The 26,433-nt window shown below is 60.4% G+C and carries 27 protein-coding genes; 15 read left to right on the top strand and 12 right to left on the bottom strand.

Annotated features, from left to right (window positions below; all coding sequences use genetic code 11):
- Positions 1 to 13: 13 nt before the first annotated feature.
- A complete protein-coding gene (locus HMPREF2967_RS06735; protein WP_369816024.1) occupies positions 14 to 790 on the top strand; it encodes a TSUP family transporter in 777 nt (258 codons plus the stop codon).
- Here HMPREF2967_RS06735 and HMPREF2967_RS06730 read toward each other — a convergent pair.
- From HMPREF2967_RS06730 to HMPREF2967_RS06720, 3 genes are read right to left on the bottom strand one after another with little or no spacing between them, the layout of a single operon-like run.
- Positions 787 to 2,982 (bottom strand): ATP-dependent RNA helicase, encoded by a 2,196-nt coding sequence (locus HMPREF2967_RS06730; RefSeq protein ID WP_070685691.1) that lies wholly within the window; start codon positions 2,980 to 2,982, stop codon positions 787 to 789. The two genes, HMPREF2967_RS06735 and HMPREF2967_RS06730, sit on opposite strands and share 4 nt — an antisense overlap.
- Positions 2,975 to 3,589, bottom strand: coding sequence for a sugar O-acetyltransferase (locus HMPREF2967_RS06725; protein WP_232770716.1), 615 nt, complete (start codon positions 3,587 to 3,589; stop codon positions 2,975 to 2,977). The genes HMPREF2967_RS06730 and HMPREF2967_RS06725 overlap by 8 nt, the downstream gene beginning before the upstream one ends.
- Before the next feature lie 23 nt (positions 3,590 to 3,612).
- Positions 3,613 to 4,755 (bottom strand): Fic family protein, encoded by a 1,143-nt coding sequence (locus tag HMPREF2967_RS06720; RefSeq protein ID WP_070520323.1) that lies wholly within the window; start codon positions 4,753 to 4,755, stop codon positions 3,613 to 3,615.
- 82 nt (positions 4,756 to 4,837) lie between these two features.
- Between HMPREF2967_RS06720 and HMPREF2967_RS06715 the strand changes: the two genes are divergently transcribed.
- From HMPREF2967_RS06715 to HMPREF2967_RS06690, 6 genes are all read left to right on the top strand, one after another.
- The gene (locus HMPREF2967_RS06715) at positions 4,838 to 5,374 is read left to right on the top strand and encodes an NADPH-dependent FMN reductase (protein ID WP_070685684.1); all 537 of its coding nucleotides are present in this window, start codon (positions 4,838 to 4,840) and stop codon (positions 5,372 to 5,374) included.
- A 5-nt stretch (positions 5,375 to 5,379) separates the two neighbouring features.
- Positions 5,380 to 6,072 carry an SDR family oxidoreductase gene (locus HMPREF2967_RS06710; protein WP_070533472.1) on the top strand — a complete coding sequence of 231 codons (693 nt, stop codon included), beginning with the start codon at positions 5,380 to 5,382 and terminating at the stop codon, positions 6,070 to 6,072.
- Between the two features lie 107 nt (positions 6,073 to 6,179).
- Entirely contained in the window at positions 6,180 to 6,800 is a 621-nt protein-coding gene (locus HMPREF2967_RS06705; protein WP_070624719.1) for a LysE family translocator, read from the top strand.
- A 19-nt stretch (positions 6,801 to 6,819) separates the two neighbouring features.
- Positions 6,820 to 7,098 (top strand): RNA-binding S4 domain-containing protein, encoded by a 279-nt coding sequence (locus HMPREF2967_RS06700; RefSeq protein WP_046648682.1) that lies wholly within the window; start codon positions 6,820 to 6,822, stop codon positions 7,096 to 7,098.
- Positions 7,098 to 7,802 carry a VOC family protein gene (locus tag HMPREF2967_RS06695; protein WP_070533468.1) on the top strand — a complete coding sequence of 235 codons (705 nt, stop codon included), beginning with the start codon at positions 7,098 to 7,100 and terminating at the stop codon, positions 7,800 to 7,802. Before HMPREF2967_RS06700 ends, HMPREF2967_RS06695 begins: the two co-directional genes overlap by 1 nt.
- A 13-nt stretch (positions 7,803 to 7,815) precedes the next feature.
- Positions 7,816 to 8,073, top strand: coding sequence for an MGMT family protein (locus tag HMPREF2967_RS06690; RefSeq protein WP_232748534.1), 258 nt, complete (start codon positions 7,816 to 7,818; stop codon positions 8,071 to 8,073).
- 47 nt (positions 8,074 to 8,120) lie between these two features.
- On the opposite strand, the gene HMPREF2967_RS06685 is transcribed toward HMPREF2967_RS06690, so the two are convergent.
- Positions 8,121 to 9,380 (bottom strand): HNH endonuclease signature motif containing protein, encoded by a 1,260-nt coding sequence (locus HMPREF2967_RS06685; RefSeq protein WP_198531026.1) that lies wholly within the window; start codon positions 9,378 to 9,380, stop codon positions 8,121 to 8,123.
- 325 nt (positions 9,381 to 9,705) lie between these two features.
- Between HMPREF2967_RS06685 and HMPREF2967_RS06680 the strand changes: the two genes are divergently transcribed.
- A complete protein-coding gene (locus HMPREF2967_RS06680) occupies positions 9,706 to 10,473 on the top strand; it encodes a hypothetical protein (RefSeq protein ID WP_232770714.1) in 768 nt (255 codons plus the stop codon).
- Between the two features lie 101 nt (positions 10,474 to 10,574).
- Positions 10,575 to 11,177, top strand: a complete 603-nt coding sequence (locus tag HMPREF2967_RS06675; protein WP_070685676.1) for a zinc metalloprotease — start codon at positions 10,575 to 10,577, stop codon at positions 11,175 to 11,177.
- Between the two features lies 1 nt (position 11,178).
- Here HMPREF2967_RS06675 and HMPREF2967_RS06670 read toward each other — a convergent pair whose 3' ends face one another.
- Both HMPREF2967_RS06670 and HMPREF2967_RS06665 read right to left on the bottom strand, forming a co-directional pair.
- On the bottom strand, positions 11,179 to 12,021 hold the full coding sequence (locus tag HMPREF2967_RS06670) for a PrsW family intramembrane metalloprotease (RefSeq protein ID WP_070685673.1): 843 nt from the start codon (positions 12,019 to 12,021) through the stop codon (positions 11,179 to 11,181).
- Positions 12,018 to 12,509, bottom strand: a complete 492-nt coding sequence (locus HMPREF2967_RS06665) for a hypothetical protein (protein ID WP_070520291.1) — start codon at positions 12,507 to 12,509, stop codon at positions 12,018 to 12,020. Before HMPREF2967_RS06665 ends, HMPREF2967_RS06670 begins: the two co-directional genes overlap by 4 nt.
- A gap of 42 nt (positions 12,510 to 12,551) precedes the next feature.
- Between HMPREF2967_RS06665 and HMPREF2967_RS06660 the strand changes: the two genes are divergently transcribed.
- Together HMPREF2967_RS06660 and HMPREF2967_RS06655 are read left to right on the top strand one after the other, a co-directional pair.
- Positions 12,552 to 14,468: a M13 family metallopeptidase gene (locus tag HMPREF2967_RS06660; RefSeq protein WP_070685671.1), complete on the top strand. Its 1,917-nt coding sequence runs from the start codon at positions 12,552 to 12,554 to the stop codon at positions 14,466 to 14,468.
- Positions 14,469 to 14,482: 14 nt separating this feature from the next.
- Positions 14,483 to 15,313 carry an alpha/beta hydrolase gene (locus HMPREF2967_RS06655; protein WP_070685667.1) on the top strand — a complete coding sequence of 277 codons (831 nt, stop codon included), beginning with the start codon at positions 14,483 to 14,485 and terminating at the stop codon, positions 15,311 to 15,313.
- Between the two features lie 2 nt (positions 15,314 to 15,315).
- Here HMPREF2967_RS06655 and HMPREF2967_RS06650 read toward each other — a convergent pair whose 3' ends face one another.
- The 5 genes from HMPREF2967_RS06650 to HMPREF2967_RS06630 all read right to left on the bottom strand — a co-directional run bounded on the left by HMPREF2967_RS06650 (position 15,316) and on the right by HMPREF2967_RS06630 (position 23,298).
- On the bottom strand, positions 15,316 to 18,660 hold the full coding sequence (locus HMPREF2967_RS06650; RefSeq protein ID WP_070685664.1) for an arabinosyltransferase domain-containing protein: 3,345 nt from the start codon (positions 18,658 to 18,660) through the stop codon (positions 15,316 to 15,318).
- A gap of 31 nt (positions 18,661 to 18,691) precedes the next feature.
- Positions 18,692 to 20,644: a galactan 5-O-arabinofuranosyltransferase gene (locus tag HMPREF2967_RS06645; protein ID WP_070685661.1), complete on the bottom strand. Its 1,953-nt coding sequence runs from the start codon at positions 20,642 to 20,644 to the stop codon at positions 18,692 to 18,694.
- Positions 20,645 to 20,682: 38 nt separating this feature from the next.
- Positions 20,683 to 21,441: a decaprenylphospho-beta-D-erythro-pentofuranosid-2-ulose 2-reductase gene (locus HMPREF2967_RS06640; RefSeq protein ID WP_070533449.1), complete on the bottom strand. Its 759-nt coding sequence runs from the start codon at positions 21,439 to 21,441 to the stop codon at positions 20,683 to 20,685.
- 14 nt (positions 21,442 to 21,455) lie between these two features.
- Positions 21,456 to 22,871, bottom strand: coding sequence for a decaprenylphosphoryl-beta-D-ribose oxidase (locus HMPREF2967_RS06635; protein ID WP_070685658.1), 1,416 nt, complete (start codon positions 22,869 to 22,871; stop codon positions 21,456 to 21,458).
- A gap of 148 nt (positions 22,872 to 23,019) precedes the next feature.
- On the bottom strand, positions 23,020 to 23,298 hold the full coding sequence (locus HMPREF2967_RS06630) for a hypothetical protein (protein WP_070685654.1): 279 nt from the start codon (positions 23,296 to 23,298) through the stop codon (positions 23,020 to 23,022).
- A gap of 36 nt (positions 23,299 to 23,334) precedes the next feature.
- Between HMPREF2967_RS06630 and HMPREF2967_RS06625 the strand changes: the two genes are divergently transcribed.
- Genes HMPREF2967_RS06625 through HMPREF2967_RS06610 form a run of 4 tightly spaced genes read left to right on the top strand, consistent with a single transcriptional unit; the run spans position 23,335 to position 25,524 of the window.
- Positions 23,335 to 23,757, top strand: a complete 423-nt coding sequence (locus tag HMPREF2967_RS06625) for a hypothetical protein (protein ID WP_070685651.1) — start codon at positions 23,335 to 23,337, stop codon at positions 23,755 to 23,757.
- A gap of 20 nt (positions 23,758 to 23,777) precedes the next feature.
- Positions 23,778 to 24,644 (top strand): plasmid pRiA4b ORF-3 family protein, encoded by an 867-nt coding sequence (locus HMPREF2967_RS06620; protein ID WP_070685733.1) that lies wholly within the window; start codon positions 23,778 to 23,780, stop codon positions 24,642 to 24,644.
- 32 nt (positions 24,645 to 24,676) lie between these two features.
- Complete coding sequence (locus HMPREF2967_RS06615; protein WP_070520260.1) at positions 24,677 to 25,066, top strand: GtrA family protein; 390 nt, start codon at positions 24,677 to 24,679, stop codon at positions 25,064 to 25,066.
- A 2-nt stretch (positions 25,067 to 25,068) separates the two neighbouring features.
- Positions 25,069 to 25,524, top strand: coding sequence for a GtrA family protein (locus tag HMPREF2967_RS06610; RefSeq protein ID WP_070596272.1), 456 nt, complete (start codon positions 25,069 to 25,071; stop codon positions 25,522 to 25,524).
- On the opposite strand, the gene HMPREF2967_RS06605 is transcribed toward HMPREF2967_RS06610, so the two are convergent.
- Entirely contained in the window at positions 25,521 to 26,426 is a 906-nt protein-coding gene (locus HMPREF2967_RS06605; protein ID WP_070685648.1) for a galactofuranosyltransferase GlfT1, read from the bottom strand. The genes HMPREF2967_RS06610 and HMPREF2967_RS06605 overlap by 4 nt on opposite strands.
- Positions 26,427 to 26,433: the final 7 nt, after the last annotated feature.

Here is a 26,433-nt window from a genome sequence, read left to right as displayed (position 1 = left end):
ATCGAGTTTAATGATGGTCATGGGCTTTGGATTGAGTGGTTGGGCGATTCTCACTATTGGAGCTGCCGTGGCCGGATGGATCGACGCCGTTATTGGTGGCGGCGGCCTCGTCCTTATTCCGCTCATCATGGCGGTGGCACCGCAGCTTGCTCCCGCCGCCGCCCTAGCCACAAACAAGGTGGCGGCGGTATCTGGCACAGCGTCCGCGGCCATTACGCTCGTCAGGAAAGTCCGCCCGCCGAAGGGCGAGCTCATCCGTATGGGTCTTATCGCCCTTGTATGCTCCAGCCTCGGCGCCACGGCGGTCGCGCTCATCGACAAAGACATCATGCGCCCAGTCATCATTGTGCTCATGGTGGCGGTGGGTACCTTCGTGGCTTTCCGTCCAAGCTTCGGCAGTGGCGAAGGAGACGGTATCCGCGGCGGCTGGCGCACGTGGGCGGGGTTAGCCGCCGTGGCGGCCATTGCCTTCTACGATGGCGTCTTTGGCCCCGGCACCGGCATGTTCCTCATCATGGCATTTACAGCCATCTTCTCCCAGAACTTCCTTACTTCCGCCGCGATGTCCAAGGTGGTCAACACGTGCACCAACGTTGGCGCGCTCATCGCCTTCATTCTGGGCGGGCACGTGGTATGGGGCCTAGCACTTGTTCTCGCAGCGGCAAATATCATTGGTGCGCAGCTGGGCGCGCGAACAGTGCTCGGCGGCGGTGCGAAGCTCATCCGTTATGCGCTGCTCACTCTCGTCGTGGTGATGAGCGTGTACCTGGCCTGGCAGCAGTGGGGTTAAATCCTGTTCTTCGTCTTTGCGGTGGCCACCGCATTCCACGGGTCCTCGGGCCACGGGTGTTTGGGGTAGCGCCCGCGCATGTCGGCGCGCACCCCGGCATAGGGCCCGGACCAGAAGCTGGCCAAGTCATCGGTCACAGCAAGCGGCCGCCCGGCGGGAGACAGTAGATGGAATTGCACGCGGTGGCCGCAGTATTCGGGGGACTCCTCCAAACCAAAACACTCCTGCAACTTGATGGAGACCACTGGGCGCTCGCCGGACCAATCAATCTTTGCATCACGCCCGGACGGCACCGGCAAACGTTCCGGCGCGAGCTCGTCCAAGCGGCTGGCTTCGGGCCACGGCAGCAATCGTTGCAGCGCCGGATACATGTCTGGGCGCCCGCCAATCGCCAACTCATGCAGCTCCGGATCCAGCCACTCAAGGTTGGCATTGTCGATATCTGGCCAGGGCTCTCCGTAGGCCCGATACAGATGCCGCAGACGTTCCCGCAGGTTCTGGGCCTTCTCGCTGAAGTGGAACAAGCTTAAGCCCTGTCCGGACTTACGCAGTGCCTCCACCGCCTCATCGCCAGAGACCTTCACGGGCGTCTCCGACAACACGATGGCACCTGCCGCACGCACGCGCACGCCGCGGACCTTGGAGCCGTCGAGAAATGCTCGCGTCTCTTCGGTCACGCCGATAATGCTGAGCGCATCCTTTTCCGCGATGGGCACTGCTTCACGAATGATGGCGTTACCGGATTGCGCCAACGAGACCTCAGCCACCGCCAACCAGTCAGCTCCCTGTTCACCGTTGAGTAGCCGCGCGCGGGTACCGCTCGCTAACAAGTACTCCTTGTCACCCACGCGCTTAGCCACGAACTCCGGGAAGGCAGTAGCGACCACCACGCCTGGGTCCACCGGCCCCTTGTCGGGCACCAGGCGGGCCAGCCGCTTCGGGTCCGAATCATCCAGGCGGGCAATCGTGCGTGCTGCCCCCGCACCGTACTTCAACAGTGCCGCGCCCCATCGCGGGTGCACCGGCAGCAACGCCAATTCCTCGCCAGCGTTAAGCAATTCCAGGGTGCGGTGGGCGTCGGCAAGCGCGGCCTTCGGTGGTTGATCAAGCAAGGGGAAGTCCGGTCCCGCGCCCCAACAGTCCATGAACAGCGCCGCCTGCGTGAGGTCCGCGGAAAGGATTTCTGGAATCACGTGCGGAGAAAAGTGCTGGTAATCCTCCTGCGAATAGCAACGGACGACGGTACCCGGCGCCTCACGCCCGGCACGTCCGGAGCGTTGGTCGGCGCTGCTTTTCGACGTCGACACCGTCACCAACCCACTCATCCCGCGCTGCGCATCCCGCTTGGGAACGCGGGACAACCCAGCATCGACGACGGTGCGCACGCCCGGCACGGTCAGCGAGGACTCGGCGATGGAGGTGGCCACGACGATGCGCTGCTCTCGCGTATACAACGCCGCGTCCTGCTCCTGCGTGGTTTGGCGGCCGTGGAGCGGAAAAACGTTGTGGCCGCTCAAGGCATCACACACCAGGTTGACCTCGCGCACACCCGGCACAAAGACCAGAGTGGACCCGTGCTGCCGCGCGGCAACCTTGGCCACGCCTTTCCAAAACTCCCGATCGCCCGCGGCACGTCCCGGAATCGGTTCATAGGAAATATCGAGCGGGTACGTTACGGCCTCGGTGGAATGAATCGGCGCCCCTCCCATGAGCTGGGAGAAGCGGGAGGCGTCGACAGTCGCGGACATAGCAATGACCCGAAAATCATCGCGGAGCTGAGCCAACTCCAAGCACATGCCCAGCACCAGATCGGTATCGAGCTGGCGTTCATGCACCTCGTCGATGGCTACGGCATCAACACCAGTGAGTTCCGGATCCCGCAACAGTCGGCGCAACAGCACGCCGGGGGTAACAAACTCGACGTCCTGACCTTTGCGGGAATCACCGCGCACCGCATAACCGATGCGCTGGCCTGACAATTCTTGAAGGCGGTTTGCCGCCGCACGCACAGCTACTCGGCGCGGCGCGGTGACGAGAACCTTGCCCTCCACTTGGTTAGCCAGTGCCGGCGGAACGAGCGTGGTCTTACCCGTGCCGGGCGGGGCCTGGACGACGACGTGGCCTTCGGAAGGAAGCGAATCAATAGTCTCTAGGACGGGGAGTCCTTTGCCGATCGCCTTGAGATCAAACATCGAGATCCTGGCGCTCCCACCTATCTTCGTTGTCCTCCAGCTTGCGCACCACACGTCCCGGTGAGCCCAAGACCAGCGAGTTATCCGGGATATCCTTAGTCACCAGCGTGCCCGCTCCCACGACGCAGTTCTTGCCGATTGTCACGCCCGGCAACACAGTGACATTGGCACCAAACCACGTGTTATCGCCGACGCTGATAGGCTTCGCAATCTCCCAACCTTCTGCCCGCATCTCATGATCGTTGACAGGATGCCCCACGGTAATAAGCGAGCAGTTCGGACCGATCATGACGTGATTTCCGAGGGTTACAGGCGCCTGCGCCAGGATCGTCGCACCAAAGTTGATGAAGACGCCCTTTCCGATGGTCACATTGCAGCCACACTCCAAGTTGAGCGGGACGTGCAGCCCGGGAACCTCGGACTCGGGCGAAAGCAGCTCTCGCAAGATCTCCTTCGCGCGCTCTGGGTTGGTGTTGTGCAGCTCATTGAGCTCCTTGACCAGCAGGAAGCCGCGTCGATGTTCGGCGCTGACCTCCTCGTTGACACCGGGCATGAACCACTGCCCGCTGGTCATGCGCTCAAAGGATCCTTCGTCTGGGTGATGCATGTCAGCCATCCTATTCCCTCGTCTTAGTCTCGAGTCAGAACATCGAGAGCGGCACGGTGAAGGAAAACCTTGGAGCGGCCTTGTTGGATTTCTTCGAGGATTCCTAAATCTACGAGATGTGCCAGCCACGCGCTGGCAGTTTGGCGTTTGACGAAGCCCATCTCTACCACGTCAGTAATGCGTACATAGGGCTTGATAAGAATGAGCTCGGCCATCTCGAGGGGATGGTTAATCACGCCCGCAGAACGTATTCGTTGCGCAGTGTTTTCCTGGATAGCCCGAAGCTGGGTAATCATTGAGGAGGCGTCGGCAGCCGCTGCGTGAACGCCGCGGATCATAAAGAGAAGCCAGTCTTGCCATGCTCCCTTGGCTGTAACAGCGTTGAGATAGCGATAGTAGTCTGCTTTGTTGTCGACGATATACCCGGACAGGTATAAAACCGGCAGCTCAAGAAGATCTTCTTGAATGAGGTAGAGGACGTTAAGGATTCGTCCAGTGCGCCCATTGCCATCGTAGAAAGGATGGATTGCTTCAAATTGATAGTGAAGCAGTGCCATTTTTACGAGGGAATCAACGTCGTGGCTGCAATATATATAGTCCTCCCACGCTGCGAGATGGCCCTCGATAATCTCCTTTCCTTCAGGTGGGGTGTAGAGCCGCTCCTTCGTTACAGGGTTACCGATAAATGTGCCCGGAAGTGAACGCACCTCGGCCTGAGTATCTAGAAGGGTGCTGCATACGATTTTTGCCGTCTTCTCGGATAGAGGTCGCTGCGATAGCGAGGAAAGTCCAGCGTGGAGCGCGGCGTTATAGCGAAGAGCCTCCTTGGTGGCAGGAGTCGGCTCAGCATCGACGTGCCACGCCGCACGGAAGAGCTCGTCATTAGTGGTGACGATGTTCTCAATCTCGGAGGAAGCACGAGCCTCACGCAGTGGAATCGTTGAGGTGATGATCTCCGGGTTGGGAATGAGCTGGCAGGCCGTACGCAGTTCAGCCAGTTTTTCCTTAGCATCGATGATGGCCTTAAGCACGGGAACGGTTTCCACCACTTCTGCTGGTGGGAGGGGCGGAAGCCCATTGTAGGGGGTGTCCGGGCTATAGGTTGGCATGGTAAAAGAATAGACATGTTGAGCGGATATGTCGATTTTTTCTAGAATTTTCGACATATCTGGGTGACTTGTCGATTGCGTCGACATATCGGCGTACCCTCAGACGTTGACGCGTTAACAAATCATGAAAGGCATTTTTATGGCGAAAATCGGCATCATCCTCGGCTCTACCCGCGACGACCGCGCCGGGCTGGCCATCGCCCAGTGGGTCACCGATCTCGCTCAGGGCCGCGACGTGGACTACGAGCTCATTGACCTCAAGGCTTTCGATGTCCCGATCCTCTCCACCTCCGTCATTCCTATGGCGGCAAACAAAAACTACGAGGATCCGAATGTGCAGGCCTGGTCCGATGCTATCGATTCCTGCGATGCCTTTATCTTCGTCACCCCGGAGTACAACCACTCCGTGCCGGGCGCGTTCAAGAACGCCGTCGATTCCCTCGGTGCCGAGTGGGTAGGCAAGCCGATTGCTTACGTGGGCTACAGCTTCAGCGGCGGCATCCGCGCGGTAGAGGCGTGGCGCCTTATCATGGCGAACTTCTCCATGCCGCAGCTGCGCACTCAGTTGGATATCTCGCTAAATACCGACATGAAGGATGGCACCTTCACCCCGGCTGATTTCAAGAGCGGAATCGTCGAAAACATCTGCGCCGAGCTGGAAGAAGCCCTATCCTAGGGCGCATGGAAAAAGTGGCAGTCGTTACAGGAGCGTCTTCGGGGATTGGGGAGGCGTCGGCAAGAGCGTTGGCGGCTGACGGCTGGCGTGTCGTCGTCGGCGCGCGGCGCGTCGAGCGCCTTGAGGCCCTCGCGAACGACATCGGCGGCGAGGCATATGCCCTCGACGTAACCTCGGACGAGTCCGTGGCCGAGTTCGTTTCCCACCTCGACCGCATTGACCTCTTGGTCAACAACGCCGGTGGCGCTAAGGGCCTGGAGCCCCTCGTGGACACCACCATCGAGGATTGGCAGTGGATGTATGACGTCAACGTCCTTGGCACCGTTCGGATGATCCAGGCTCTCATGCCGAAGCTGCGGGGCGGGCTCATTATCAACATGGGCTCCGTGGCCGGGTGGAACGTCTACGAGGGCGGTTCCGGTTACAACGCCGCCAAGCATGGCGTCCGCGTGATTTCTCGTGCACTGCGTATTGAGGAACACGGCGTTCGCGTTACCGAACTTGACCCGGGCCGTGTAGCCACGGAGGAGTTTTCCCTCAATCGTTTTCGGGGTGACGCCAAACGTGCCGCACAAGTTTATGACGGCGAGCTCAACCTCACCGCAGAAGACATCGCTGAGGCAGTGCGTTGGGTGGCGTCCCTGCCGGAGCACGTCAACATTGACACCATGACTATTAAGCCGCGCACGCAAAGCTAATTTACCTGTTTCGCTGCAGGTGAGACGCCTCTTATAGTGGCATGTGTTAGTGAAAACGCATGTGAGTATGGGGGTGTTAGGTGGCTTTCAGCGCCATAGTGGCCTTGATGGGTGTGTGGTTCGCGGCGATGGCTTCGCCGGGGCCAGATGTGGTTCAGATTATTCGTTTGGGTGCGCGTTCCACGCGTGCAGCGGTGTGGGCCGCAATAGGTAGCACGACTGGCTTGATGATATGGACCGTTGCTTCGCTGGCGGGGCTTACCGCGCTGATTTCGGCCCATCCTGAAATCCTTGTGGCGCTGCAGATTGCCGGCGGTAGCTATCTGCTATGGATGGCATTTTCTGCAATAAGCAGCGGCATTAAAGAGCGTCGTGCTCCAGCAACCATGAATCCTCAACCGCGCGGGTTCACCCCGGACGGCATCATCAGACTCGGCACGGCGTACCGCATGGGCTTGGTCAGCGATCTTTCTAATCCCAAGGTGCTCATCTTCTTCGGCGCTATCTTCGCCAACTTCATCGATCCGGGCATGGGCTTGAGCGCGAATGCCACGGTTGGCTCTGTGTTGGTTATTGAAAGCCTCATTATTTTCGTCGGCGTAGCGTTGAGCACCCGTGCAGTGGCGAAGTGGATGGCAAAGAACTCCGCTGGGGTAGATATCTTCAGCGGAGTTGTGTTTGCCCTGCTTGGCGTTATCATTCTGGCAGAGGGAATTCTTGCGCTTTGAGCTGGGTATGCTGGTCAACATGCTAGAAGTCTCAATTAAGGGAGAATCCATTAAGCTCGGCCAGTTCCTCAAACTGGCCTCCTTGGTCGCCACCGGGGGAGAGGCCAAAGAACTCATCGAGCAGGGGCAGGTCACCGTCAATGGGGAAGTGACTAAGCAGCGCGGAGCAACGCTGGCGCTTGGCGACGTCATCTGCGTCTCCGACACTTGCGCCCGCGTCGTCGAAGACGACGACGATTATTTTGATGAGGCCACCGCCGATGATGACTTCGACCCGGAGAAGTGGAGGAACCTTTAATGCCCGCTTTTGAAGCTGAAGTAGGAATGCCCTACTGGATTACTCTGGCCAGTTCTGATGTGAAAGCCTCCGAGAAGTTTTACTCGGCCGTGCTGGGCTGGGAATTCGAAGATGGCATCGCCCGCCTTCAAGGTCTGCCGATCGCAGAAATTGTTCCGGGTCAAGACACCTGGGCTACCTATTTCCTCTCCCGCGACTTGGAAGCCGATTGCGCCCGAGTAGAACAACTCGGCGGAAAAATCCTCGCTTTAGGTGCCCCGCTGGCGCTCGTACTCGACAAGTCCGGTGCCATGTTTGGCTTGACGCAGCCGGAGCTCGACCGCTTCGTCGCCGGCGGTGAGCCTGGCACCCCGGTGTGGCACGAGCTGACGGTCTCGGAGGATTTTCACTCAGCGCTGGACTTTTATGGTGAGCTCTTCGATTGGGAAATCCGTGGTGATGAGCATTATGCGGTTGCGGAGGAAGAAGGCGCTGCCTTCGCTGGGTTCTGGCATGCGGAAGGTTTGCCGAGTTTCTGGCAAACATACTTGGGTGTGCGGGACATCGAGCAAGCAGCGAAGGCTGTTGTGGAGAATGGCGGGCAGGTTATCCGCGAGCCCCACGATTCACCATTCGGCCGATTGTGCCTGATTGAGGATTCCACGGGTGCGACGCTTACCTTGTGCGAGGTCGAGGATGCCCCTGAAGAACCCGTCGAGCTCTAGGGTCACGGAAGTTGTGCTCCGCATTCCGCCTGGCAACGTCTCCACCTACGGAGAGATCGCCAAAGTCGTAGGGGTCGGGGCGCGCTATGTGGGCTGGGTGATGGCGAAAAGCGAAGATCTGCCCTGGTGGCGTGTGGTCAACAGTACCGGCCGCGCGCACACCTCCGCTGCCCAAGCCCATTGGGATGCCGAAGGCATTCCACACCGCGGCGACAGTGTGGTGCTCGCTGAATGTGGGCTGGATGCGGCGGACCTCAATTACCTCCTCTAAGCCGAGCGCCAATGTGGTTCGTTGTTTTAAGCGACGAACCTAGTTATCTAGAAGGGGATTTCTTCATCTCCCTTGCCATAAGCGGTCTTCTTATTTGTGTTTGTTTGCTGTTCTTGGTCTAGCTCGGCTTTCAGCTCCTGAGCTTCCCGGTGCTTCCTAGCGCGGTAACCTTCAATATCTTGCGCAACGCTTCGCGCCCAGCGTTTGTTCTTTGGTGCTAGTGGCCCGGAAGGTTCCGTGATTGCCCAGGTTCCATCCTCAAAGAGCCAGACCACATCCCCGGTATCGGGGTCCAAAAAATAGAACGCCCGCCCATCGGTCTTCATGTTGTGGTGATGCTGGCACAACGCCACCATGTTGTCCGGATGCGTTGGCCCACCATCGGCGTAGTTAATGCGGTGGTCTAACTGACACAGCCACGCCGGCATTCCGCAGCCAGCTGCACGGCAGGTGCCATCGCGCCCTTCAACATATTTGCGAACCAACGTGGCTGGTCCGTAGCCATTAGTGGCTTCCGGCTTGGTACTCAAGTCCCTTTTCGTTACAGCTTGTGCTGGGATATTCTCCACCTGCCAGCCGTGCCCTTCAACATATACTGGCGCGTCTTCGACATCACTCGCTTGATAAGTATGGAGCACTACTCGGGCAGCTTCTGGTTCTACTTTCCCAGTCGTTAGAAGGATTAGTGCTTCTGCCATTGAGACCTCATGCTTTTCAGCAGCTGCCTTAATGGCCTCATGGATGATGATTCCAACGCTGCTATCCACCTCTAGTTCTATGGTGGCGCGTTGGTCGCGGGTGAGAATGGAATATCGATTCTTTGTGCGTTTATCCTCCACTGCGATGGAGTCGTCATGGACCTTGACAAGGTCACGCATGCGGCGACGAATCTGCGACGTGGTGGGAAATACCTGATTTGGCTTCGTAGGTGTAAGCCACCGGGCCAACGCAGCATCAATGGCGGCCACTACCTCAGTGGAAGGTTGGCCGAGTTTAGCCATGACCTGGTCGATGGCAATCAAGGCAGGTAAATCAAGCAAAAAATCTGCATCTTGCAGGGCTTTGAGCTGGGGTAGCTCTTTCAGTCGGTACATCCCCATGATTATGCGAGCAACCGTCCCGGCCGTTTTGCCGGTCTTTAGCCCAAGGCGCATGCACGCTGTATCTGAGTCCTCGTCCAAGGCGGGAAGGATGCTAGACCAAAACTCGTAGTCTGCTTGGCGTATGGCTTTACCTTTCATGCAGACCGGGTCGTTCGGATTGGAATGAGAAAAATAGGAAACAACGGCTTCTGTAGCGGAAGACAATTCAATCCCCTCTTTTGTTAGAGATATTGAGAAGGACCGAACCCCCGCTGTCCGAATCCCTTTTCGAAAAATGAGTTTATTCTGTGCCGTTTGGAAAGTCTATATCCTGGCGGAAAGTTGTGATTAGAGAGGAGAATGTGCCTACTGATGTTGTTTTTATCCAGCGTGCCGCCGCTTTGAGCTTCGTTGGGAGGGGCTTGTTGGGTAAGAAGCTAATAAAATGAATGTTCGAACCCTAGTGTGGGGAAGAGGGTGCGCTGAATCCCTTGGGCAGCGTTGTTCCAATCAAGCCTGTTGAAGCTGTGGCTTGAGTTAATCTATACAAGTGCTTAAACTCCGCTCCCTTATTGCTGGTCTTGCGCTAGCGACCGTCGCTGCGCCATCCGCCCAGGCCCTGACGTTTGATCCTGGGAAGGTTCCGCCACGCACTCAAATGACCGTGCGCTATGCCGACGGAAACTCGGTTTCCACTGGAAATGGCCACGAGTCTCGTCCTGCGCTATCCCTCGCGAAGCTGTACCTAGGAATGTGGGTCCTGAAATATGGCGCGCCGGAGGATAAAGCGCGGGTGGAAAACATGGTTCGCTTCTCTGAGGATGGCACCGCCAGCGACTTGGAGCGGAAGTACCCGCAGGCCATACCTTCCATCATCGGGGAATACCGCTTGGGGGAGGCCCATCACAACGGTTACTGGGGCAATACCACGACGTCGACGGAGGATCTCGCTCGCTTTATTGGGGTGATATCTGGTGACCCAGTTGCTGCACCGCTCATGAAAGGTATGGCGACGGCAGCGCCTACGGCATCCGACGGATATCGTCAGGACTTCGGCACCGCGCGGATTCCGGGCATTATCGGAACGAAATTTGGGTGGTCGGATGACCGGCAGGTGCATGCGAGCGCTTCTTTCGGTCCTGGATATAGTGTGGCGGCAAATACCTATGGATCTCCCGCGGATCTCACCGCAGATGTGCTCGGCGCGGTGGAGGTACAGCCGCAAGCGCCGAGCTTGCCGACGCCCCCTCAGGACCTGCGCGATAGGGCGTGTGCGGAGCTGAAGCGCGCTGTGCCTAGTTCATCGCACGTGTGCTGATTGGCCACGGGTTTAGCTAAGTTTTACCTTTGTGGAAACTGAGAAATTAATATATTCTCGGCTACCAAATAAGCGGTTACTAACCCGAAAGGTATTTCCCTATGCGTAAGGCCCTGTCCATCGCGGCCATTGCTGTTGTTGCTTTGACCGTTGCCCCGTCGGCTTCGGCGAAGAGCGACCAAACTCGTTCGCTCATTTCCCCTGCTACATGCACCTCCATCACCAAGTTGGCAAACGAAGGAAAGCCGGTTCCGGATCCGTCGATTCTGCACGATGCTGATTCCGTTCCTTCCTACTTCAAGAGCGGCGTGCTCAAGTACAAGGTGGCGGATAACTTCCCCTACCGCGAGCAGCTCGATGCCGCGGTAGCTGAGTGGAACGATGCTCTCGACGGCAAGGCTTCTCTGAAGGAAGTAGCGCCGTCCGAGGCCGATGATGACACCATCGCCATCATCTATAAGCCGGAGCCGAATGGTTACGTCCAGGGTACGGCCTACCCGGACCACGGGATGCTCTTCATCAAGGCGGCCACCGCTCAGTACCCAGAGGCGCTTCAGGGAACCATCGCTCACGAGCTCGGCCACATGATGGGAGCGGGCCACTCCTGCGCCCACGCCCTCATGGCCGGCGCAAACCAGAACCCCATTTCCTATCACGTAACTCCGCTTGACGCCGTGGCTGTCCTGCAGGGGCAGTTTGACTAATTCAGCGTAGGCTGGCTGAGCCGGGCGAGTGCGAGTAGGTATCGTCCGCCTTGGCTAGGCGGTGGGCGCGAAGCTCCAGGGTGATGACGATGGGGTAGAGGATGAGCGCGACCACGATGTACTGCGTGACCAGCTGCCATGTCTCATCCCACATGTAGTTCCACGCGAAGTGGAGACAGAAGGAAACAAAAAGCGCGCCTACGCCCACTCCGAGGCGCCACCACCAGGTTTTGTGGGCGGCGTAAATGGCCCAGCCGATGCCAAAGCCTGCGATGGCCGTCAGTGACATGTGTAGGCCTGGGCCCGCCACAAGGCGGAGCCCCCACATCTGCAGCATGCCAATCCAATCAGACGTCGGGTGCATGACGGCGCCGAGAGAGGCGTAGAGGACGTTCTCAAAGACCTCGAAACCCCAGCCCACAAGCGCGCCGACGATGAAACCATGCCAAGGGCGGTTGAGCTGGCGGAAACTGAGTAACACAAAAACCACGCCCAGCGCCTTGGCGAACTCCTCCGGATAAGCTCCGGACCATGACATCATGGATTCTTCCCATCCCACGCCCTTGGTGAGGGAGGTGAACGGAAGCGCGGAGAGGAGAGCCAAAGACACCGCGGTGCCGGCTCCCCACAGCACGCTGGCTGTGGCCCATCCCTTGGCAGGTCGCGCCCACATTGGGCTGAGATGCCACAGATACAGCCCCAGCGCCAAGAAAGCAAAGCCGATCAGCAGGCTTATTAGGCCCGGCAGCGGGGCAACGATAAAGGAACCCAGCAGATTGATCAGAGCTGCCGGTAGGCACACGCCAATGATGACCCACAGCGCCACGCGGAAGATCTTGCTCACTTGAAGGCCTCCATAAACTGATCGGCGATTTCTTCTGGGTTTCCGTCTGAAAAGACGAGCTCGTAGTTGAGATCGTCCTTGGCCACGCTAAAGGCAACGACCGGGATGTATGTATACGTTCGCAGTACGAGGATGCCGTCTTGGTTTTCTACTTCTTCTTTCGGCATCGACCCGAAGGTCGTGGCGCGCACAGCTCGGCGCAGGGCCAGCTCGTCATCGTCGACATCAGAGGTGAGGTAGGCCTCGACCAAGGTATCGCCGCAATCCCACGCCTGGTTGGCCACGGAATCGTAGTTCACGCTGCATTCGACGCCGTCGATAGGCTGACGCCACTCAGGATCGTCGAGGACAACAGGCTCGGTTTCAGGATCGTGGTCCGGCAGCGCCAAGCTGAGGACGGCGGGCGTGCCGAGCACGAGGAGGGTCACCCCAAGCACAGCGAAAAACGGCCCCGTCATCTTCGCTGGCGGGAAACGATAAGAAGTCATGCACACCACACTAATGGGTACATCTGACATAGAGTGAAGTGCATGAAGGATCTGTATCAGTTTGTTAATGGCCCCTGGATTGAGTCCCACGTTATTCCCGATGACCGCGGTGTTGACGGGACTTTTCACGCGCTTCGCGACGAAGCCGAGGAACTCGTCCACGACATCGTTAAGGAAGACGAAGGCCGTCCGGGGATCGTGTATTCCTCCCACATGGACGTTGAGGGAGTGAACGCTGCGGGAACGGCGCCTTTGGCCGAAGATTTGGACAAGCTGGTGGCGGCGGACCCGGAAGAGCTGGCGCACAACCTGGGCGTGCTGGAGCGCGAGGGCGTCGGCGCCCCGGTTACCTTCTGGGTAGAAAAGGACTCCGGCTCCGAGGAGGCGGTGGCCTACATTATCCAGTCCGGCCTGGGCCTTCCAGATGAGGCTTATTACCGCGAGGAAGCCCACGCGGAGACGCTTGAGGCCTACGAGAAGCACGTCGCAGCGATGCTTGGATTCCTGGATCCGGCTCGCCTCTTCGGGCTGGGCGCGGAAGCGGCCGCTACGCGCATCGTGAATCTGGAGAAGGAAATTGCTGCAGGGCATTGGGATGTGGTGGCCTCGCGCGATGCGGTGAAGACGTATAACCCGGTGGACGTCGCCAAGCTGCCCAGCATCACCCGCGCCATCCTGAACGGTGGGGGACTGCCGGAGCACCGCGCGGTGGCCATGATGCCGTCGTATTTTGAGCACCTGGAGGGCCTGTTTACCGCCGGCCGCATGGCGGATTGGCAGCTGTGGGCCACGTGGCACATTTTGTTGTCGCGCGCGCCGTACCTCACTGAGGAGATCGGTAAGAAGAATTTCGAGTTCTACGGAACCAAGCTTTCTGGCGCTACCGAGCAGCGTGACCGATGGAAGCGCGCCGTGGGCCTGGCAGAGAATATGGTGGGCCAGGAGATTGGCAAGGTTTTCGTGGACAAGCACTTCCCGCCGTCCTCGAAGTCCGAGATGGATGAGCTGGTGGAATACCTTACCTCCGCATACCGCGAGAGGATTTCGCAGCTGGAGTGGATGACCCCGGCCACTCGTGAGCGTGCGCTGGAGAAGCTCTCGCAGTTCAAGGCCAAGATCGGTTATCCGGACACCTGGCGTGACTACTCCGACTTGGAGTTTTCTCCGAAGGGTGCGGACCTGGTGCCCAATGTGCGCGCAGGCAGTGCGTGGAGCCACGATTATGAGCTGGCCAAGATTGGCAAGCCGGCCGACCGCGACGAGTGGTTCGCAACCCCGCAGACGGTTAATGCCTTCTACAACCCAGTAGTCAATGACATCACCTTCCCGGCGGCGATTCTGCGCCCGCCCTTCTACAACCCGGACGCGGACGCGGCGGAGAACTTCGGTGCCATCGGCGCGGTGATTGGCCACGAGATTGGCCACGGTTTTGATGATCAGGGCTCGCAGTACGACGGCCAGGGCAACCTCAACTCCTGGTGGACGGATGAGGACCGCGCGGCCTTCGAGAAGTTGACTGCGAAGCTGGTGGACCAGTTCCACGGCCAGGTGCCGAAGGTGCTGGAGGGCACCGATTCCGCGGGTGTCAACGGTAGCTTCACCCTGGGTGAGAACATCGGTGACCTCGGTGGACTGGGTATTGCTGTGGTGGCCTACAAGAATTACTGCGCCGACAAGGGCCTGGACATCAACGGCCAGGTAGCGCCGTTTGAGGCCGAGGGTGCTGAGCCGGAATTGGCAGAGCACGAGTACACCGGTCTGCAGCGCTTCTTCCTGGCGTGGGCGCGCGTGTGGCGCACTGCTATTCGTCCGGAGATGGCCACGCAGTACCTGGCCATTGACCCGCACTCGCCGGCGGAGTTCCGCTGCAACATCATCGCCGAGAACATCGACGAATTCTACGAGGCTTTTGATGTCGAGGGTGGTCTTGTCCCAGAGGAGCGCGTCACCATCTGGTAGTACCCTTGGGGGCCATGAGTGAGTGGAATATCGGCGGCCAGGATCGCCAGCTAAGTCCAGAACAACAGCTCGAGCAGCTCTCCTCCTACATGGAGGTGCACTACCCGCTGCCGGATTTCCGCCCGCCGTGGGCCGGTGGAGGTTCGCCGGAGGCGGACCGCTACTGCGCGCTGCTGCCGGACCGCATCGTGCAGGCCTCCATGATGGTGCTGGGATCCGCGGTGGATCACTCGCTGCCCGGCACCGTTTTTACGGAAGGCGTGAGCGTTGAAGACTCTGAGGTTGGAGCGATTTTTAGGCCGTCCGAGCCGAATGGCCGCTGGGCGGTGTCGCTGCACTCCGGCGGCTGGTGGCGCGGTGACGGCAAGGCGCTAGAAATGCAATGGCGGCCCGAAGTTGCTGCCGCAGCGCAGTTGTCGGGCACGACGATCATTGATGTCGATTATCCGTTGGCGCCGGAGCACACCGTGGCGGAGATGGTTCAGTCGGTTCAGGCGGCCGTCGATTATGCGCGCGACCATGGGGCCAACCGCGTGACGGTGTGGGGATATTCCTCCGGTGGGGCGCTCGCAGCGCTGGTGCCTGCCGACGCCCTCCTCCTCACCTTCCCCGACTTTGGCGCGCTGGCCAAGCTGCCGGAGGAGATCCGTGGTGACTACGTCCTCGACGAGGCGGCGCTGCCAGCGGCATATTCCGACATCTTGGTCCAGACCGCGGCGCAGGATGAGATTGCTGAGCGCGTGGAGATCCCCGGTGCACAGACCGCGGAGTACGTGTCCATGCACCGTATTTCGACCCCGGCCGTGGCGCGGCAGCGCATTAAAGATTCGGCCGAGTTCCTGTAGTTCTACTGTTCGCCCTCGGGGCGAATCTTCATTTCGGAGTTCTTCCACAGGCCGGAGCGCTGGATAATTTCTTGGTCGATATCCGCCTCGAGCGGGGCCTCGCCGCGGGAGTTGGTGCGCAGCTCATACTTTTCAATGGAGCCCCAGTCGCGCGCCCAATCGTTGTTGAGGTAGCTCGGGATCTCATAGGAGTAGTTCACTGCCTCCGCAGTTGCCAGCGCACCACCACCGGAGAAGGACTGGAAGTCCGTGAGGGAGGTTTGTGCGGCGGCGTCGGGAAGAATGCGGAACTGCGGGATCTCGGTCACGCCGGCGTAGTGGTCGAAGGTGCGCTGGCAGGGGAACTGCAGGGCCACGGACCAGTCGAGGAGTGCCGGGGTAGAGGAATCGAACTGGGAGTTGATGGTGGCAAGCTCCGGGACGCGCGGCGGGGTAAACGCCATCCAATCGTCTTCATCGGTGGAATCGTCTACCGCGACGAGGCGCACAACGTTGGCTTCGTCGGGGAGCTCGTCTAGAGCAATGCGGAGGTTGCGCCATTTGGGGGTCGCGCCGACGTCGGAAAGCTCGGCCTCACCCTTGTTGGTGACCTTGCCGTCCTTGAGCGTTCCGTACTCCAGGGTGAGCTCGGTGCCCTCCTGCTCCACTCCGTTGACGTCGTGGTGGTAAATCTTGCCGGCGGCAGCGACCGAGAGGACGGGGGTGTTTTCGCCAGGTTCCGGCAAGTTATACCACTGCGTGGTGATGGTGGCGGTCGAGCGCTGCGATTCATCGTAGGAGCCCATGACCGGGACCTTCCGGTAATCCAAGTTGAACGGCAGGTGCATCTCGGAGCCGTTGACACCCAGGGTTCCGCGCACGCCGCCGGCGGAGGAGTCGGTGACCTCGGTTGCCTTTTCCTCGGATTCGGTGAGATCCTTCTGTTCATTGGACGTCGCCGAGTCCTCACCGGTGGTGTTGGCAATTGCGCCTACCGACGCCGAGTTGAGGTTCTCCGGCTCAATATCTTCCTTGATCATATTGGGGCCGAAACCGAAGTTGTCCTCCTTCTTGTCAACGAGCGAGTCTTGGAATTCGCCCTCGACTGGCGTGAGGAAGGATTCGTTGGTGTTGGTCTCCATCATGGTGGAATCCGCCAGCGAGCAGGTATCGCCGCGCAGGGAAGCCAGGTTGCCCTTGCCCACGGAGTAGGAATCCGCCTGGGCCACGTAGCCCTTGGCAAAGGAGGCACACGAGAAGGCCACGATGATAATGCAGGCCGCCGCAATCGGTGCGGACATGACACCCGCCCAGCGCGAGACCTTGGCGGCATTGGCGGCCTCGAACTCCTCGAGGGTGCCGGCGGTTTCGGCCTTGTTCTTGCGATAGCTGTGAACCAGGGACTGGTAGAGGCCAATCGCCAGGACCACCATGGCGATGGCCAGCACCACGGTGTTGGCCTCGATGCCCTTGAACTGCACGGTGCGATCCCACCACGGGATGCCGAAGGAGGACACGTACCACCAGGCGTTCCAGCCGCCCAGGGAGATGGCCAGGAGGAAGATCACCGCGGCGATGGAGAAGGTCCGGGCACGCGGGGAGCGCATGGCAATCTGGGAAAGGACCACCGAGCCGAGCGCGGCGATGACACCGGCGACACCGGCGTAAATGCCGAAGTGGTGCGTCCACTTCGTCGGCGTGAACATGAGGAAGAAGGCCGAGAGCGCCATGATGGCCAGCAGGCGCTTGGTGGGATCTGCCTCCGCACCGACGACGCGGTGGTCCTTGATGAAGGCATAGATGATGAGCGCCAAGCAGAAGAGCATGGTGAACATTGCAAAGCGGCGCGTCAGGGAGCCGTCCACGGAGGGCTCGAAGAGCGTGGAGTAGCGCACGAACTCCGAGTACCACGGCAGGGACGGGCCGACCGCGGAACGCACGCGAGTGGATTCGAGGACCGACGCTAGCGTTTGGTCCCCGAAGGCAGCGACCATGACAGCGGTGCCGCAGGCAAGGAACGGGGCGATGAGAGCTGTCCAGCCGATCTGGGGAGCGCGCTTGCCCATGATGCGGAACAGGGCGGGCAGGCAGACCAGGAAGATGCCCACCGCGGTGAGGCCGGTGGGGCCAGCGGCCAGGGTGATGGTGGCGATGATGGTGCCCACCGCCGCCGGAAGGAGGCGCTGGGTGGAGATGGCGCGCTCGAAAGAGGCCCACGTCAGCATGACGCCGAGGGCCACGATGGGCTCGGGGCGGATGCCGTTGTTATAGGGCAGCCAGAAAGCCAGGAACATGAACGCGGCGGTCCAGTGCGCCAGGCGGCGCTCGTTGACGCGAGCGCCGAAGCGCGGAAGCATCTCGCGCGACAAGATAAACCAGATGATGAGCGCTGAGATAAGCGCAGGCAGGCGCACGATGATAGACGCGCTGGAGAATTGCGCCAGCCATGCCACGAGGTCGTAGTACGGCGCGCCGAACGGGGCCTCGGGGACGCCGTACCAGCGGTAGTAGTTCGCCATATAGGTCGCGTGATCGGAAACGCGTCCCATGGTGAGGATGAAGCCATCGTCGGAGGTATTAGCACCGAAGATGTACCACCAGCCGAGAACAGCCGCCACGACGCCATCGAGCGGGCGGATCTGCTTCCAGGTTTCGGGCATGAAGCCGAGGCGTTTGCCATCGAGGCGGTCGATTCGCCACAGGCAGACCAGGCTGATGACCACCATGGCCAGGCCCAGCCACATGGCGATGAGCTTGAGCGGTGTCGGGGAGGAGGTGAAGCGGGAGTTGATCTCCACGTGGATGCGGAGGTCGTCGCCAAGCTCGGCGAGGTTCTCCGGAGTGTCGTCGATTTCGGTGTAGACGCCGGTGACCTGAGGGCGGAGATCCTCCTCGGAGGTCTCTTTGTGCTTGCCCAAGGAGACGGTGGTGCCGTCACCGGTGGATTGGATGCGGAGCGTGGAGTCCTCAGGCAGCTTCGCCACCTGCTCGGCCGTGAGAGAGAAAATGACCTCATCGAGGCTGGTCACCGAGAGACCATCCTCGCCGGCGCGGACAAACATGCCGCGGTTGGAGGCCTTCTTGGACTCTGGGGGCACGGTGCCGTAAAGCAGGTCCTGGCCATCGCGCAGCTTATCGACGGCCTTCAGAGGGATCTCTGCATCGATCTCCTCCGGCGCCACCGAGATGAGCGGGGCGTTGATGGACTGCAGGGACTCCTGCTGGGGCCAATCGAAGGAAGATTGGGTTTGGTTCACCGGCAGCAGCGGCGTGGCCACAAAGCACAGGAAACCGATGAATCCAGCGATGATGGCGGTGAGCCGCAGAGACTGCGGTGCTCGCAGTGAAGAGGTATTCCGATCTGACACGGCGATCAGTCTACGTCACCGCCATGGCTTATTAAGATCTGGCCGCGACGACGAAGGGGCCAATTTGTTTAGTGGTCCAGCCTTCTTCAAAGACCTCCGGGTTGAAGAACACCGCGCGGTAGCGCACGTTGGGCTGATTGGGGTAAATGTCTTCTGCCAAGTGCGTCTTGTAGCCATCCCCGGGTTCTTCGATATCACCGCGGAAGATGAGCACGTCTGGGCCGCGCCACGGTGAAGACTCGAGGGAATGCGAGAATTCCTTCGGAGTCTGGTCCCAGGAATTGGAAGCCCACTCTTCAATCTGCAGGTTACGGGTGCTGAACTCTCCCAACGGGTTGGCATAGTTGCTGGTGAAGGCGTTAAACCCGTAGTAGGGGTTATAGGCCATGAAGAGCTTTTCGTCCGTGAGGACGACGGTGTCGTCGGCCGCGTAGCCCTGGGCGTCGATGAACTCACGGATCTTTCCGTAATTAGCGGAAGAATCGCTGGTGTAGCGGTCCGCGCGCTCCCCGTAGCCGTCGGTATCGGTATAAGCGTGATCCAAGGCGGTCACGTTCGTCGCGGGGATCTGCTGCGCATAGTAAATACCGCCCAGCCCCATGATGATGGCAAAGACCAGGGTCACGCGCTTGCTGGTGGTCTCAGTAATGCCCGCCGGGTAGAGGGTGGGCAGGCCCATGAGGCGGACGTCGGCCAGCGCGAGAATGCCCGCCGTGGCGAAGAGCACCGCGACCATCAGCTCCAGGCGGAAGCCCAGCAGCGTGCTGCCGGCAAGAGTCATGACCATGGAAGCTAAAGTCCACAGGTAGGTACCGACGAGCGCGGTGCCCATAGCTCGGATTTCGGGCTCATCGACGCGCAAGATGAGGTAGATCAGGCCAATAAGGCTGAGGGCGCCGATGACGGACAAAGAGAGGAAGGGCGCCGGGATTTGGGTGCCCTCCTCCGGCAGGTAGTGCTGCGCGGTGGATTCTAGCGGGGCGGTGGCGTGCAGGACGGCGTGCAGATACGGTGCCCAAGCAATCGCGGCGATGGCGAGGGATCCGGCCGCGATGGCGGCGAGGCGCACGAGGGGAGTCCACGTACGGTCGCCCACGCACGTGACGAGTGCAATGAGGCTGACGATGGTAAGCGCCACGGCTCCCGTGTACAGCGTGTAGAAGCAGGCGGAGATTCCGAGGTAGATGGCGATTGCGGCGGCGGAGAACCACGAGGAGCCGTAGAAGGCGTGTGAACACAGGACAGCTACCGCTGGTACGCCCATTGCGATGACCGCGGAATACGGTTCTTCAGCGCCGATGGTCAGGGTCACCGCTGTGGTGGTCAAGGCAATGGCGGTGGCCACAGGTAGGGAACCGGCAAGCCGCTGCCACAGCGGAACCAGGATGCACCCGGCCACAGCCAGGGAGATGAGGCTCCAGGGTTGGTAGACCTCCCAGCCGGGCATGTTGAGGATGTTGGCCAGCCGGCCGCCCAACCAGAACCAGCCCAGCGGGTAGAAGGTGGGCAGGCCCTCGTAGTTCATGTCCGCATAGGAGCTGGCTTCCGTGACGCGGGTGAGGAACTGGGTGCGGAACACCTGATCGACCTGGACGCCGTCGAGCCAGAGGCGCGAGGCCGAAAGAGGCAGGCCGATACTAGTTAGCGTGAGTAGCGCTGGGGAGATGTAGCACAGGGCGGTGGTGAGCCACGTCCGCCAGCGGGGCCGCGGCGAGGCACCAATAACCCACCACACGCACAGAGCGCCCACCAGGAGAACGGTGAGCGCAGTTCCCGCGGTGCTCAGCGCACGGGTCACCATCGACGTACTGAACGCCGGGAGGGAGACCGTCTTAAAGGCAAAGAAGCCAAGAAGCGTGACAAGGCCGCCACCTAGAGCGGCGGCGGCGATACCCACGAGGGTGGCGCGACGCGATAGGCGGTCGACGTCATATTCCATGGTGGGGGACACGGCGGGAGACGACATGGTGGGAGACTCAGTCATGTAAGTAGTTTCCCACACGCCGTGGACATAGCGGAACTTTAGAAAGGCAGCTTCCGGAAGATCGCCTGCGGGATGAACTTGAATCCCAAGGACACGTACTCAAACAGCGGGTGCACGAAGATGGACTGCTTGCCGTCCAGGACCGCCTTGACAGTGGCCTTGGCCACGTCGGATACGTTGACGGTCAGTGGCGCTTCGCCGGCTTCCGCCGACATCTTGGTGCGGACCTGGCCCGGGCGGACCACGAGCACGTTGGCGCCGGAGCCGCGCAGGGCCTCACCGAGGTTGATGAAGAAGCCGTCCACGCCGGCCTTAGAGGCGCCGTAGACGAAGTTGGAGCGGCGCACGCGCATGCCGGCGACGGAGGAGATCGCCACGATGGTGCCGTGGCCCTGCTCCTTGAACTTCTGGCCGAGCAAGACGCCGAGGGAGACCGGTGCGGTGTAGTTGGTCTGGGCGGAGGCGACCGCCTTGGCCTGGTCCTGCCACAGTTCTTCCTGGTCACCGAGGGTGCCGAAGGCGATGATGGCGACGTCGACATCGCCGCGCTCAAAGGCGCGCTTGACGACGTCCCCGTGGCCCTCGAAGTCAGTCGCGTCAAAGTCGATGACCTCGACGTCGCCGCCGCGGGACTCGATGGTCGCGCGGGCATCCGCGATACGCGGGGAGTTGGCGCGTGCCGCGAGGGTGACCTTGGCCGGGCCGCGCTCGAGGAATTCTTCGACGATGCCCAGGCCGATTTCGGAGGTGCCGCCGAGAAGGAGGATGTGTTGTGCTTGGCCTACTGCATTCAGCATGAGGTGATTCCTTTCTAGTGCAGCTCGAGGCGGCGGGACATATCGGAAGCGAAGACGCCGGTCGGGTCGATGTCGTTGCGGGTCTTGAGCCAGCCCTCGAGGCCCGGGTACATCTTGTGGAAGTTCTCCGCCGAGGTGCGGGACTCCTTGGCCAGGTAGAGGCGGCCGCCGAATTCCATGACGCGCTTATCCAGATCGTCGAGGAAGGCGCCCAGGCCCGGCTTGATGGGGAAGTCCACGCAGACATTCCAGCCTGGCATCGGGTAGGACAGCGGGGCCTTGTTTCCGGGGCCGAAGAGCTTGAACACGTTGAGCGCGGAGTAGTGGCCGGAGCGCTGCATGTCCCGGATGATCTCCTTGAAGGGCTCGACGGCGTCGGTCGGCACCACGAACTGGTACTGCAGGAAGCCGTTGGAACCGTAGCCACGGTTCCACTCGCCGATGAGATCCAGCGGCTGGTAGAACTGCGTGAGGTTCTTGACCTGGTTACGCGCCGGGGCGCCCATGAGGTAGTAGGCCTCGCCGATAGCCATGAGCGAGAGCTTGTTCATGGTGAAGTTCGGGAAGATATCCGGAACCGTCATCAGCTGCGGGGCATTGAACTTCAGCGGGTCCTTCGCCAGCTTCGGGGCGAGCTCCTCGAGCTGCTCCAAGGTGGCCAAAGAGCCGCGCGAAATGGTGGAGCGGCCCAGCTTCGGCTCCGGGGAGATGACGTCGAACCACGCGGAGGAATACGTGTAGTTGTGCTCCGAGCCATCGGAGTGGAAGGCCACGGTCTCATCGAGGTTATCGGTGCGGTCGGTATCCGCGATGAAGTAGGCGGTTTCCGTCTTGGTCATCTTGATCTGCGCGCGCAGGATGATGCCGGTCAGGCCCATGCCGCCGACGGTGGCCCAGAAAAGATCTCCTTCTGGATCCTCATCTGAGCCCTCTGGGCTCAGATGTAGTACGCGGCCGTCGGCGACGAGCAGCTCCATGGAGGTGACGTGGTTACCAAAGGAACCGGCGGAGTGGTGGTTCTTGCCGTGGATGTCCGGGCCGATAGCGCCGCCGATGGTGACCTGGCGGGTACCCGGCAGGACAGGAACCCACAGGCCGTAGGGCAGAGCGGCCTTCATGAGCTGGTCAAGGGTGACGCCACCGTCGACGTCGACAATGCCCGACTCCGGATCGATGGAGTGGATCTTGTTGAGGGGTTGCATGTCGATGACGAGGCCACCGGCGTTTTGCGCGGGGTCACCGTAGGAACGGCCCATACCGCGGGCGATGACGCCACGGCGCAGGTGGGCGGGTTTATCAGCGTTGTCCTCAGCCACCTGGGCGACGGCAGTCTTGATGACGTCGACGTCTGGGGTGGACAAAACGTGGGCGGTTGTCGCCGCCGTGCGGCCCCAACCGTGGAGGGACTTCTCAGTAGTATGCAGTTCCATCTCTTACTCTTTGATTCGATGTGATGGGTCGGTTCTCTACCCTACCTAGGTGACAGTGCCTGTGGCGTGAGTGAAAACGTGAGATTAGGTACAAAAGCCAAGTAAACGGAACATTTGTACTGTCCGGTTATGTGGTTTTAGTTCGGAATTAGTACAGATCCATAATCTCGCGGATCTCTTCCGGCAGCTCTTCCTGGGAGGTAATCTCCGGGCCGTCATACTCACGGAGGATCTCGTAGACTCTTGCCCTTGAGACGGAATCGAGGATGGGGAGTTCCTCAGCGATGAGCCGCGTCATGAAACCATTGAGCGGCAGCGAGGTGTGTTCGGTGGCCAGATAGTGGCCGCGGCGCTTGTCTTCCTCGGCGCGCTCATCTTGCGCTGCTCGCTGGGCCGGGGTGAGGTGCTCTTTTTTGGAGGAGTACATGCACGGTAGCCTACCGCCCGCCTAAAGTGGGGCGGTATGACTTCTCCCAAGCAAGACAATTATGCGCTGGATGACACCCTTGCCGGACGCATCACCCAAGCCGTGGCCGTGGGGATCATGACCGCGTTCCCTGATTGGATCAAGAATAAGACTGCGCTTGTTTTCGCCTATATGCTGTCCTTCCTCGGATTCGGCGCGCTCGTGGCTATCACTAATGCAGAGAGCCACGAGGACCGCCCAGAGCCGGAGACCCCCGACGTTCCCGTGTGGGCCATCCCGGTTGCCTTCGCCATTCTGGTGCTTGGTGGATGGATCACCGTGAAGACTGAGCAAAGCGTGGTCCGGTTTATTCGCCGCCGTGGGGCGGCAAAACCCTGGACGGTATGGGGCGGAATTAGTGCTGCCATCGTCCTCATCCTTAGCGAGCTTGAAGCACGCGAGCTCACCGCGCGTAACTAAAAATGCGTATGGTGGGGCACATGAGCTCACAGGTCACAGATTTGGCGCAGGTCCGCGCCAATCGTGGTGAAACCCTCCTGTGCCAGGTATCCAATGTTCGCGCAGAAGCCGAGGTACACCGCCAGATCGGTTTCTCTGATGCGCTCACGTTGGAAGAGCTCCACCACATTCTTGAAATCTGCTTCGGGCTGCCACAAGAGGATTCACCGTGGCACTTCTTCGAGCACACAGATGCCCGCGGCCAGCGCATCGATCCGAGCCACACCGTGCGCGAATTCTTGAGCCGCGAAGGCGAGCAGGTCGATTACGCCTGGGGGCTGTGGGACTTCGAAATCGTTGTGGTGGAGACCTACCCGCGCGATAGCGGGACGCCGGAAGTCCTGTGCGTGGGCGGTTCCGGTTCTTTCCAGACCCCCTTTGATCTCACCGCCGTGAATGCGGAGCTCACGGGCCAGGAAACCATCGATGAGGTGTTGGATCTTGTCATTAGTCCCGTCCGCGCGCTGATTGAGAGAACCCGTCTCTACGACTTCGTTCCGCTCCTCCAAGCACTGGATCTGAAGCGGGATGTAAGCATTGATGCTCAGGCGTTCCGCCAGCTGCGCACCTTGCCGCGCGAGGTGACGAATGAGGGCAAGGATGCTTTCTGGTCCATGGCTCTGGCATTGTCCTGCATGGGCGGGCGCGAGTTGACTGATTCCGTCGTAGAGACCGCCATGGCCGCTCTGGGCTGGGTCGACGATGACGGTGAGGAATTACGCGGTTCGGCGATTCGGGAGCTGTGCTCGGCGTCGCTTAAGGTTTTGTCATCCCTCGGCGCCTATGGCGAAGATGCCGTCGCGCCCGTGGACCGCCTGGACATTTACCGCGCCCTTATCCGCGGGTAGAGTATTTCGCCGTGACTGAACCTACCTCTAGCATGAAGACCCAACTCGTGCGCTTCGTGTCCGTTGGTGTTTTCACCGCGGCGATTGATTATGGCCTGACCCTCTTCCTTACTTATTTGGGTCTGCATCGCTCCCTGGCGAAGGCGATTGGCTGGGTCTTCGGCACCATCGCCGCCTATGTGGCCAATGCCCGGTGGACTTTTGGTGCCCAGGTTTCCGGCCGCACCGCCGGTGCCGTGGGCTTGCTGTACCTGTCCACCTTTGCAGTACAGAATTTCCTGTATTGGGTGCTCAACGCCCCGCTGATCAGCTTGGGCTTTGAAGGCGCAGTCAAGGACACCATCGCCTTCGTCATCGCACAAGGCGTTGCCACGGTGACCAACTTCGCCATTCAACGCGCCTTCATCTTCAAAGGAAAGTAACCATGGCTGGTCGCGCCGAACGCCTCTCACGGTCGAATTCCCTGCAGGCGCAGGGCGCGAAGTTCGCAATCACGGGAGCCATTGCCGCGCTTATCGACGTCTCCCTGACCTGGCTCTTTCAAATTGGTTTAGGTCTGTTCGGCGATGTGGCCTCGCGGACCGTAGGCTTTGCCGCCGGCACCTTCGTGGCTTATTTATTGAACCGGCGGTGGACCTTCAACGCGCGGGCATCGAAGCGCCGCTTTGCTGCCGTGTTTGCCACCTACGCCATGACCTATGCGATCAACATTGTGCTGTATCGCTGGGCTTTCCCCTTCTTTGATCACACGCTGGACTGGCCTTCGTCCTGGGCGCTGGCGGTCGCTTTCGTGATTGCCCAGGGCACGGCAACGCTTATCAACTTCTTTGTGCAGCGGTGGGTGATCTTCCGCAGCACGCGCAAGTCCTTTGAGGTTTAGGGCCGGCGGAAGTCTTCCTTGCGTCCGCGGTTGTGCAGGCGCAGCCACTCCATAAGGCCCTTCACGTCATGCTGCTGCACGATGAAGAACCAGCCGAAACGCGCGAATTCCTGTGGCAGCAGCTTGCGCATGCCGCGCTGCCACAGAAGGTAGCCGCGGTTGCGGTAGGTGAAGAAGCGCTTGAACTCGCCCTCCGGGTATTGCGTGTGCATTTTGCCGCCGAGGATGGGCTTGAACTCATCGGAGCCATCCGGGTGCAGGTAACTCGTGGTCAGCGCGGTGCCGAAGTTTAGGCCCGAGTTGACCAGGCGGCGGTGGTACTCCACTTCATCGCCGCGGATGAACAGGCGGTAGTCCGGAACACCGATGATTTCCATGGCTTCTGCGGAGATGAGCGCGCCGTTGAAGAGGGAGGCAATGCCAGGGAGGAAGTCACCTTCGAGCTCGCTCATGTAGCGCCGCCACACCAGGCCCTGGCGCAGAGGGAAGGCCAGCTTGGCGGGCTCGTTGATATTGCACACGGCGGGGGAGACTTCGTGGAGTGCGTTATTTTCCGCAACACGGTAGAGCTCCTCTAGCACCTGGTGGTCGGCGGGGCGTCCGTCATCATCCGCGCACCACACCGCATCCGCGCCGAGTGCCAGCGCTGTCAGGAAGCCTAACGCGAAGCCGCCGGCGCCGCCCAGATTGGTTTCAGAAGGCACGTAGACGCCGCGCTCACCGGCCAGTTCGTGGAGGAGCTCCTCCACTGCTGCTTCCGCACCGTTATCGACCACGATGACCCATTGCACCGAGTGCGTCTGGTTCACCACCTGCTCAAGGGAGGCGCGCAGCAGCTCCACGCGCTGGTGGGTGACGATCACAGCGGCCGTTGTTCCGGCCTGGGACAGGGTGGCAGTCATGGGTTCT

Source organism: Corynebacterium sp. HMSC059E07 (assembly GCF_001814395.1).
Taxonomy (GTDB): domain Bacteria; phylum Actinomycetota; class Actinomycetes; order Mycobacteriales; family Mycobacteriaceae; genus Corynebacterium; species Corynebacterium hesseae.
This window is presented reverse-complemented; position numbering and strand designations above follow the sequence as displayed.